Below are 734 nucleotides of genomic sequence, written 5' to 3'. Positions count from 1 at the left end.
GGTACGCCGCGGCTCGACCTGCCCCGCCCTCGACGGCGTCGACCCGGCCCCGCGCGCTGCTCGGCGCGGCGACGCTCCTGACCCTGGTCGGCACGGCCAACGTCGTGGTGCGCATGGTCCTCACCGCCACCGGCGCCGAGGTGATCGCCCAGGAGCGCAGCCTGCAGGGCGGCCGCGTGCTCGGCCCGATCGAGCGCATCCTGCTGTTCGCCATGGCGCTGGCCGGCGAGTACGGCGCCCTGGCGGCGGTCGTCGCGGCCAAGGGCATCCTGCGCTTCCCGGAGATTTCGCGCGACGCGCCCGGCCACGCGGCCGAGTACGTCCTCGTCGGCAGCTTCGTCAGCTGGGCCACCGCGTTGGTCCTCGTGCCGCTGTTCTGATGCCATGCTGGGCGCCATGGCCCCGCTGCCCCCGGCCCGGCACCTGCTGCGCGCCCAGGACTTCGCCACGGCGCACCACCACGAGCCGATCACCGTCGCCGACATGGCCGCGGCGGCCGGTCTGTCGCGGTCGCACTTCACCCGCGCGTTCACCGCGACCTTCGGGCTGACCCCGGGCGCGTACCTGCAGAGCCGGCGGCTGGAGCGGGCCGCGTCCCTGCTGCGGCGCACCGACCACCCGGTCGCGCGGGTGTGCGTCGAGGTCGGGTTCAGCAGCGTCGGCACCTTCACGACCGCGTTCGGCCGGGCGTACGGGGTCACGCCCACGGCGTACCGGGCCGCCCACCCGCCGGC

At 76.0% G+C, this 734-nt stretch carries 2 protein-coding genes; both read left to right on the top strand.

Annotated elements, in window-relative coordinates:
• Positions 1-380, top strand: a 380-nt coding sequence (locus tag AC2W7G_RS17705; protein ID WP_485869586.1) for a hypothetical protein, incomplete at its 5' end; no start/stop codon positions are given.
• A 16-nt stretch (positions 381-396) separates the two neighbouring features.
• On the top strand, positions 397-734 hold a 338-nt coding region (locus AC2W7G_RS17700; RefSeq protein ID WP_485869585.1), incomplete at its 3' end, for a helix-turn-helix domain-containing protein.

This window comes from Aeromicrobium sp. PFPM2_SD2 (assembly GCF_057364525.1).
Note: the sequence above shows the minus strand (reverse complement) of the source record. Positions and strands in the feature narration are given on the sequence as shown.